Here is a 9,187-nt window from a genome sequence, read left to right on the forward strand (position 1 = left end):
ATGCGGCCGATGCCATCGAGCTGACGCCGGTCGGTGGGCAGCACATCGCTGGTCTGGCCCGACAGGAGCGTGTTCGCCGAACGCAACCGAGTCGACAGGTGCCAGGCCTCGGCCAGCCGGCCGGCCGATGTCTCGCCGATGAGACCGGCCGCGACGGCGGCATCCAGCGCACCGAGGGTTGACGTCGTCCGCAGTGAGGGGTGCGCTCGCGCGTGCTGGAGCTGGATGAGCTGGACGAGCCACTCCACGTCGCTGAGGGTGCCCGGGCCGAGCTTGAGGTGACGCGCTCGATCGACACCCTGCGGAAGGCGCTCGTTCTCGACGCGCGCCTTGATGCGCTTGATCTCGCGAAGGCCCTTCTCATCGGGATCGACGGGATAGCGGAGGTCGTCCGCGAGCTGCATGAACGCGCGGATCAGCTTGACGGATCCTGCAACACCACGAGCGCGCAGGAGCGCCTGCGCCTCCCACGACAGTGACCAGCGACGGTAGTACTCCGCGTACGACTCCAGCGAGCGCACGAGCGGTCCGGTGCGGCCCTCCGGGCGTAGATCCGCATCGAGATCGAGAGGCACGCGGTAGTCCTCCGACACACGGCGCAGCTCGGTGACGATCTTGCGAGCGAGCTCGTTCGCGCGCTCAGGAGCGACTCCTTCGGGCCGATACACGTACAGCACGTCCGCGTCGGACCCGAACCCGAGCTCCGCTCCCCCGAAGCGCCCCATCGCGATGATCGCGAAGTCGAGATCCGCGTCCTCGGGAGGCACGACCTGCCGTCGCACGGCGCGAAGCGTCGACTGCAGCGTCACCTCGGTGATCGTCGTGAGGCTGTCCGCCAACTCCTCGATCGTCAGCACACCGAGCACCGCCGCGACGGCCGTGCGCAGCAACTCGCGGCGCCGCAGCGATCGCACGGCGCGCATCGCGTCGTCGATCGTCTCGTGCCGCTTCTGGATGGCACGCGCCTCCTCCTGCAGCACCACTCCCGGGCGAGGGCGCAGGTCGGCGTCGTCGTCGAGCCATGCGACGGACTCGGGGATCCACTCCATCAGCTCCCCGACGTATCGTGAACCCGACAGCGCGCGGGTCAGCCGCTCGGCGGCACCCGATGAGTCGCGCAGCATCCGCAGGAACCAGGGTGTGTCGCCGAGCCGCTCGCTGATCCTTCGGAATGCCAGCAGTCCGTAGTCGGGGTCGACCCCGTCGGCGAACCATCGGATCATGACGGGCATCAGATGCCGCTGGATCGTCGCCTTGCGACTCAGACCGCTCGTGAGGCTGCCGATCGTGCGCAACGCCCCCGCGGGATCCCGGAATCCGATCGCCGCCAGACGATCGTGCGCCTGCTCGGTGGAGAGCTCGCGCTGCTCTTCGGGCAGCGACGCGACCGCCGAGAGAAGCGGCCGGTAGAACAGCCGCACATGGATCTCGCGCACCTCTCGCTTGACGCGGTCCCACACCTCCTGAACTCCGGCACCGGTCTGCGCGAGTCCGGACGAGCGCGCGAGGGTGCGCAATCCCTCGGGTGTACGCGGCATGAGATGTGTGCGGCTCAGGCGCACCAGCTGCAGCCGATGCTCGAGCAGGCGCAGCACACGGTAGTCGTGTGCGAAGGCCGATGCTTCGGTGCGTCCGATGTACCCCCCACCGACGAGAGCGTCGAGCGCATCGAGGGTGCTCCGATGCCGGATCGACTCGTCGGTGAGCCCGTGCACCAGTTGCAGCAGCTGGACGGTGAATTCGATGTCGCGGATGCCGCCGGGCCCCAGTTTGAGCTGATACGGCACATCGTCGGCGGGGATGTGCTCCGTGACCCGCTCCCGCATGCGCTGCACCGAGTCGACGAAGTTCTCCCGCGCGCCGCTCGTCCACACCTTGGGCTGGACGGCCTCGACGTAGTCGGCGCCGAGCTGCTCGTCTCCGGCGATCGCGCGGGCTTTGAGCAGAGCCTGGAACTCCCAGCTCTTCGCCCAGCGCTCGTAGTACGTCAGGTGCGAATCCAGCGTGCGCACCAGCGCGCCCTGGGATCCCTCGGGCCGCAGGTTCGCGTCCACCTCCCAGAGCGGGGGCTCGACCTCGAACTCCGATACGCCGCGCATCGTCTGCACGGCGAGACGCGTCGCGATGTCGATCACCCGGCTGGCGCCGATCCGCTCCATCGCCTCCGGAGAGGCACCACCGACGAAGATGACGTCGACGTCCGAGACGTAGTTCAGCTCGCGCGCACCCGTCTTGCCCATTCCGATGATCGCGAGTCGGGCGTCTGCGACGGCCTCGCGCGAGAACAGGGCGCCGGGCGCGAGACCGGGCGTCGAGATGCGCGTCCGCGCCACCGCGAGCGAGGCTTCGAGTGCTGCCGCCGCGGCGTCGGCCAGAGCCGCGGAAACGGCGCGCACGGCCTCCACCGCATCCGGGGCGAGCAGGTCGAACACCGCGATGCGCGAGACGAGGCGCCGATAGCCGATACGCAGCGCCACCCACGAGCTCTCACCGCCGTCCTCGGCGAAACCGTCCACCGCGCCGACACTCTCGAGCAGGTCGTGCTGCATCTGCGCCGCGCTGGGCAGTGCGATGTGCGGCGTGCCCAGATGCACGATCTCCTCGGGATGCCGCGCGTAGAACGCGCCGAATCCCTCCGATGCCCCGAGCAGCGCCCACACCGCGCGACGCCCGTGCGTCGTGGCGAGCACCGCACGCAACGGGCCGGAATCACGGCGGGCGACCGCGACGAGCCCCGCGGTCGCGCAGTCCGGATCGGCCGCGGAGGCAGCATCCGCCACCAGCTGTTCGCGGGGCACACCGATCAGACCCTCGAGCTCGGCCAGGCACGCATCGGCCGCCGCCAGATCGGCGAAGCCGATCCGCGCGAGTGCCGTCAGCGCCGACGAGCGCTCGGGAGCTGCCATGCGGGGAGGATGCCGGTCAGAGCATCTCGAGGTTGCTCTTCAGCTCGAACGGCGTCACCTGGTCGCGGTACGCGGCCCACTCGCGACGCTTGTTCTTGAGCACATAGGTGAAGACCTGCTCGCCGAGCGTCTCGGCGACGAGCTCGCTCTCCTCCATGTACTCGAGCGCGTGGTCGAGGCTCGTCGGCAGCGGCGCGTATCCGAGCGCGCGGCGCTCGGAGTCGCTGAGCGACCAGACGTTGTCCTCGGCCTCGGGGGGAAGCTCATACCCCTCCTCGATGCCCTTGAGACCGGCCGCGAGCATGAGCGCGTACGCGAGGTAGGGGTTGGCCGCCGAGTCCAGCGCGCGGTACTCGACCCGCGAGGACTGGCTCTTGTTCGGCTTGTACATCGGCACGCGCACGAGGGCCGAGCGGTTGTTGTGTCCCCAGCAGATGAAGCTCGGAGCCTCGTCGCTGCCCCACAGGCGCTTGTAGGAGTTGACGAACTGGTTGGTCACGGCCGAGATCTCGTTGGCGTGGCGGAGTAGGCCGGCGATGAACTGCCGGCCGACCTTCGACAGCTGGTATTCGCCGCCCTCTTCGTAGAACGCGTTGACATCGCCCTCGAAGAGGGACATGTGCGTGTGCATGCCGCTGCCGGGGTGGCCGCTGAGGGGTTTGGGCATGAACGTCGCATAGACGCCCTGCTCGATCGCGACCTCTTTGATCACCGTGCGGAAGGTCATGATGTTGTCGGCCGTCGCGAGCGCGTCGGCGTAGCGCAGATCGATCTCGTTCTGCCCGGGGCCGCCCTCGTGGTGGCTGAACTCGACCGAGATGCCCAGGTCCTCGAGCATGCGCACGGAGCGTCGGCGGAAGTCGTGCGCCGTGCCGCCCGGCACGTTGTCGAAGTAGCCGGCGGAATCGACCGGCTCGGGTCCGTCAGCGCCGTACGAGGACGACTTGAGCAGGTAGAACTCGATCTCGGGATGCGTGTAGAACGTGAACCCGCGCTCGGCGGCCTTGGCGAGCGTGCGCTTGAGCACGTGCCGCGGGTCGGCGACGGCGGGCTGCCCGTCGGGGGTGGTGATGTCGCAGAACATGCGCGCGGTCGGGTCGATCTCGCCCCGCCACGGCAGGATCTGGAACGTCGAGGGGTCGGGATGAGCCAGCAGGTCGGACTCGAACGACCGGGTCAGACCCTCGATTGCGGATCCGTCGAAGCCCAAGCCTTCGGCGAAGGCCCCCTCGACCTCTGCCGGGGCGATCGCCACCGACTTGAGTGTTCCGATGACATCGGTGAACCAGAGTCGGACGAACTTGACGCCCCGCTCCTCGATCGTCCGCAAGACGAAATCGCGCTGCTTGTCCATGCTTCCCTCCGCGGCGTCAGGCCGCTCTCCAGCCTAGTGGCGCTCGGGGTCCGTGCCCGGCGCAGACGCGCCCCACGCGTCGTCGCGGGCATCGTCGTCCGCCCACGCGCGTGATCGCTGCTTCAGCAGCTCGGGTGCGTTCGCCGCCTCTTCGGCCGTGTCGAACGGGCCGACGCGGTCGACCGCGGGTGACGCGTAGCCCTGCTCCACAGCCCTGGTGGACAGGTTGTACCAGTACTTGTTCTCGGTCTCCGACACGTCGGTCCCCCTTGATTCGTCGTCCGTGTCGATCCTACTGATGGGGTGGGCGGCCTTGGCTAGGCTGAGGACCATGGCGAAGAAGACGGACCGGGCGGTCGGGGTCGACATCGGAGGCACCGGCATCAAGGCCGGCATCGTCGATCTCGAGGCCGGCGAACTGGTCAGCGACCGCATCCGTGTCAGCACCCCCGAGGGTGCCGCTCCGAAAGACGTGCTCGCCGCCGTGATCGAGGTGCTGGAGCGCCTCGGCGGCGTCGAGGACCGCCTGCCGCTCGGCGTCGCCTTTCCCGCCATCGTCAAGCGCGGACGCACACTGTCGGCCGCGAACGTGTCGGATGCGTGGCTGGACTTCGAGGCAGAGGCCTTCTTCGAGCAGGGACTGGGCCGCGACATCCACTTCGTCAACGATGCGGATGCCGCGGGCATCGCAGAGGTCCGCTACGGCGCCGCGCGGGGTCAGGAGGGGCTGACGATCCTGACGACGCTCGGCACCGGAATCGGCTCGGCGTTCATCTACGACGGGATGCTGATCCCCAACACCGAGCTGGGGCACCTGAACTACAAGGGCGAGTCCATCGAGCGATACGCCGCCTACTCGGCGATGGAGCGCGAGGAGCTGACGTGGGAGAAGTGGGCCAAGCGCCTGCAGAAGTTCTACACGCACGTCGACTTCCTGTTCTCCCCCGACCTCTTCGTCGTGGGAGGGGGCGTGTCGAAGCACCCCGACCGCTTTCTGCCGCTGCTGGATGTGAAGACGCCGATCGTCCCCGCGGTGCATCGCAACAGCTCGGGCATCATCGGTGCGGCGGCCCTCGCGGGCGACTGAGACGGGGGCGAATGGGCCGGCCTGTACGCCGGGTTCTGTCCGGGGGCACGTGCCCCGTGGACGGTCATCTCTCTCGGCGACACGTTGCCGTGCCGCTCCAGCGGTCTACCCGGGGACTCGGCGGGCCGCGTCAACATCCCCTGTCTGACCTTGCTCCGGGCGAGGTTTACCGTGCGGGCCGTGTCACCACGGCCCCGGTGGTCTCTTACACCACCCTTTCACCCTTACCGGGGTCTCCCCCGGCGGTCTGCTCTCTGTGGCACTGTCTCGCGGATCGCTCCGGGTGGGTGTTACCCACCGCCCTGCCCTGCGGAGCCCGGACGTTCCTCGGTGCGCTCGCGCGCCACGCGACCGTCCAGCCGACCCATTCGCAGGTGCGAGTCTAGCCGCCGGCGACCCTCGTCAATCCTTGCCGGCGGTGCGCGAGATCCGGAGGTCGAGGGGGAAGTCGAGCGGGAAATCGCCGAAGAGCAGACGCCCCGCGGATGCCGCCGCCTCTCGCACGGCGTCCGCCACGGCCTCGGCGAGCTCCTCCGGGGTGTGCACGATGACCTCGTCGTGCAGCCAGAAGACGAGGTGGGGATCGTGGGCGAAGGCCGGTCCCGAGGCGCGCGCGGGCGGTGCGGTGACCGGGCGGGTGAGCGTTCGCAGCCGCGCGCGCAGGTCCGCCAGCCACACCAGAGCCCACTCGGCGGCGGTGCCCTGCACGACGAAGTTGCGCGTGAAGCGGCCACGGTCGCGGGCGGTGCGGCGCGCGATCGCCTCGTCGGCGGGCGTGGCATCGAGGGCGTGCGCCCGGGACTGCAGCTCCCGCCACGCCTCCAGGGGCGGCGGCGATGTGCGCCCCCACCACGTGGAGACGACCCCACCCTGCTCCCCCGTCGCCGCCGCCGCGAGGATCGCGTGGCAGAGCCGCAGATCATGGCAGCGCTCGACGCGCCGGCCTGCGGCCAGGATGTCGGGATACCAGAGCGCCGTATCGCCCCAGACGATCCGCGGTGCCGTCGCCGCGTCGCCCAGCACATCACCGAGCACGTCACCCAGGCCGTCGCGCGCGACGGAACGGCGGCGGAGCTCGCGCCCCACACCGTCGAGGAACACGAGGGCGACGACGTCGCGGTCGGCGCGTCCGACGACGACGAATCGCGCGGTGTCAGTGGACGGTGAGGTCACGGCGGAAGCTCTCGCGCCGGTCCATCGCCTCGTTGGCCACCGCATCCGCGCGCGCGTTGTCGGCACGCGGGACCCACTCCAACTGCACCGGCCGCCCCGCGATCACCTCGCGGGCCTCGCGAGCGAGCTGCTGCATCGCCGGGTGCTTGATCTTCCAGCGTCCCGACACCTGCTCGACGACGAGCTTCGAGTCCATCCGCACGCGCACTCGCGCCGACGGGGCGATCTCGAAGGCCGCGCGCAGCCCCGCGATCAGTCCGCTGTACTCGGCGACGTTGTTGCTGGCGATGCCGACGTCGACGCCGATCTCGGCCAGGACCGCGCCCGTCGCGGCGTCGATCACGACGGCACCGCCGGCGGCCACGCCGGGGTTGCCACGCGAGCCGCCGTCCGCCTCGACAATGAGCTCGGCGGGTGTCGGCCCGGCCGACGGAGCGCTCGTCGCGCCCGAAGGCGAGTCGGTCACAGACCTGACTCCTCGGTGCGGACGAGGATCGCCGCGCACTCGGGACAGCTGACGACATCCGTCGCCGTGGCCGCGCGGATGAGCTGCAGGTCGGTGCCCGACAGCATCATGTGGCAGCTGCCGCACGTGCGGGCGCGCAGCAGGCCCGCTCCCGCGCCGCGTGCGGCGAGACGCTCGTACAGCGCGAGCAGGTCCGCGGGAAGAGCGGCGGCGATCGCGGCGCGGTCGCGAGTGAGCTGATCGATGCGGGTCGACGCGTCGCCGACCACAGCCTTGGCCTCGGCGGACAGTCGCGCGCCCTCCGCGTTCGTCTCGGCGATCGCCGCTTCCTGCTCCGCCACGGCGGCATCCGCCTGCTCGAGACGCTCCATCACACTGAGCTCGGCATCCTCCAGATCGCTCTGACGCCGCGTCAGCGAAGCGAGCTCGTGCTCGAGGCCTGCGGCATCCTTCGGATTGGTGACCGTCGCGAGAAGATCGTTGTCGCGCTTGCGACGAGCCTCGACCACCTTGACGTCGGATTCGATTCTCGCCAGCTCCGTGCGCAGGTCGTCGCGCGCCCCGGCGCGGATGGACAGCTCGTGCGAGAGGGTCTGGCGAGCCGCCACGAGCTGCTGGATGCGGGCCGCCTGCGGGGGGTTGCGGCGTTCGGCCTCTGCCTGGCGCAGGCGAGCATCGATGTCGGCGATCTCGAGAAGGCGCCGCTGATCGGCGGGTGCAGCTTGCATGTGGGCCCTGCCGGGATCGAACCGACGACATCCACGGTGTAAACGTGGCGCTCTACCAGCTGAGCTAAAGGCCCTCGCGCCCAGTCTAGGAGGCGACTCCGTCCCGGACGGTCACCACCCCCGCGGAAATGACTAGGCTGTTCCGCGGTGCGCATTTGTGGGAAGCCGACAAAGCTCCGCGCCCCTTACCCGGTTCCCCGGCACGATCTGCCGGCTCGAAGAAAGGTCACCCGGTGACTGTTCACGACCAGGACCCGTATTCGCAGGACGCTGCCGACAGCGACCCCGAAGAGACCTCGGAATGGCAGGAATCCCTGCAGCAGCTCGTCGATGCCAAGGGCCACGGCCGCGGTCGCGAGATCATGCTGAGCCTGCTGAAGAAATCGCACGATCTGCACCTGGGCGTGCCGATGGTGCCGACGACCGACTACATCAACACGATCGCTCCCGAGAACGAGCCGGACTTCCCCGGCGATGAGGAGATCGAGCGCCGCTACCGTGCGTGGATCCGCTGGAACGCGGCCATCACGGTGCACCGCGCACAGCGCCCCGGCATCGGCGTGGGTGGTCACATCTCGACGTACGCGTCCTCCGCCGCCCTCTACGAGGTCGGTTTCAACCACTTCTTCCGCGGAGCGGACCACCCCTCCGGCGGCGACCAGATCTTCATCCAGGGCCACGCATCGCCCGGCACGTACGCGCGCGCCTTCCTCGAGGGGCGTCTGACCGAGGCGCAGCTCGACGGCTTCCGCCAGGAGAAGTCGGCCGGACGCAACGGAATCCCGTCCTACCCGCACCCCCGACTCATGCCCGAGTTCTGGCAGTTCCCGACGGTGTCGATGGGACTCGGACCGATCAACGCCATCTACCAGGCGATGACGAACAAGTACCTCACCAACCGCGGCATCAAGGACGTCGGCGACGGGCACGTCTGGGCATTCCTCGGCGACGGCGAGATGGACGAGGTCGAGAGCCGCGGCCAGCTGCAGGTCGCCGCCAACGAGGGCCTGGACAACCTCACGTTCATCGTCAACTGCAACCTGCAGCGCCTGGATGGCCCGGTGCGCGGCAACGGCAAGATCATCCAGGAGCTCGAGAGCTTCTTCCGCGGCGCCGGCTGGAACGTCATCAAGGTCGTCTGGGGTCGCGAGTGGGACGACCTGCTCGCCCGCGACACCGATGGCGCCCTGCTGAACCTCATGAACGTCACGCCCGACGGCGACTACCAGACGTTCAAGGCCGAGGACGGCGCTTACGTGCGCGACAACTTCTTCGGTCGCGACGAGCGCGCCCTCGCCCTCGTGAAGGACTACACCGACGAGCAGGTGTGGAACCTCAAGCGCGGGGGCCACGACTACCGCAAGGTCTACGCGGCCTTCAAGGCGGCCGTCGAGCACAAGGGCCAGCCCACCGTCATCCTCGCCAAGACCATCAAGGGCTGGACGCTCGGCAACCACTTCGAGGGCCGCAACT

General features: G+C 69.3%; 6 protein-coding genes, 1 tRNA gene, 1 other RNA gene and 2 pseudogenes. 2 read left to right on the forward strand and 8 right to left on the reverse strand.

The features are described from left to right. The 3 genes from DI573_RS12075 to DI573_RS12085 all read right to left on the reverse strand — a co-directional run. The coding region (locus DI573_RS12075; protein WP_292814569.1) for a bifunctional [glutamine synthetase] adenylyltransferase/[glutamine synthetase]-adenylyl-L-tyrosine phosphorylase at window positions 1-2,906 on the reverse strand (2,906 nt) is incomplete at its 3' end. 16 nt (window positions 2,907-2,922) lie between these two features. Continuing rightward, a complete protein-coding gene (locus DI573_RS12080) occupies window positions 2,923-4,260 on the reverse strand; it encodes a glutamine synthetase family protein (protein WP_292814572.1) in 1,338 nt (445 codons plus the stop codon). A 33-nt stretch (window positions 4,261-4,293) separates the two neighbouring features. Beyond that, entirely contained in the window at window positions 4,294-4,518 is a 225-nt protein-coding gene (locus DI573_RS12085; protein ID WP_292814575.1) for an SPOR domain-containing protein, read from the reverse strand. Between the two features lie 73 nt (window positions 4,519-4,591). Between DI573_RS12085 and ppgK the strand changes: the two genes are divergently transcribed. Continuing rightward, the gene (gene ppgK, locus DI573_RS12090; RefSeq protein ID WP_292814578.1) at window positions 4,592-5,347 is read left to right on the forward strand and encodes a polyphosphate--glucose phosphotransferase; all 756 of its coding nucleotides are present in this window, start codon (window positions 4,592-4,594) and stop codon (window positions 5,345-5,347) included. Between the two features lie 8 nt (window positions 5,348-5,355). Here the strand turns inward: ppgK and rnpB are convergent. From rnpB to DI573_RS12115, 5 genes and pseudogenes are all read right to left on the reverse strand, one after another. Next, an RNA gene (gene rnpB, locus DI573_RS12095) (RNase P RNA component class A) lies at window positions 5,356-5,714 on the reverse strand. A gap of 35 nt (window positions 5,715-5,749) precedes the next feature. After that, a pseudogene (locus tag DI573_RS12100) lies at window positions 5,750-6,238 on the reverse strand (bifunctional 3'-5' exonuclease/DNA polymerase); the annotation flags it as partial. A gap of 262 nt (window positions 6,239-6,500) precedes the next feature. Continuing rightward, entirely contained in the window at window positions 6,501-6,986 is a 486-nt protein-coding gene (locus DI573_RS12105) for a reverse transcriptase-like protein (protein ID WP_292814581.1), read from the reverse strand. Further along, window positions 6,983-7,714, reverse strand: coding sequence for a C4-type zinc ribbon domain-containing protein (locus DI573_RS12110; protein WP_292814584.1), 732 nt, complete (start codon window positions 7,712-7,714; stop codon window positions 6,983-6,985). The genes DI573_RS12105 and DI573_RS12110 overlap by 4 nt, the downstream gene beginning before the upstream one ends. A gap of 1 nt (window position 7,715) precedes the next feature. After that, window positions 7,716-7,788, reverse strand: a tRNA-Val gene (locus DI573_RS12115). A gap of 159 nt (window positions 7,789-7,947) precedes the next feature. Between DI573_RS12115 and DI573_RS12120 the strand changes: the two are divergent. Further along, window positions 7,948-9,187: pseudogene (locus tag DI573_RS12120) on the forward strand (pyruvate dehydrogenase (acetyl-transferring), homodimeric type); the annotation flags it as partial.

The organism is Microbacterium sp., assembly GCF_003248605.1.
In the GTDB taxonomy this organism is placed as follows: Bacteria; Actinomycetota; Actinomycetes; order Actinomycetales; family Microbacteriaceae; genus Microbacterium.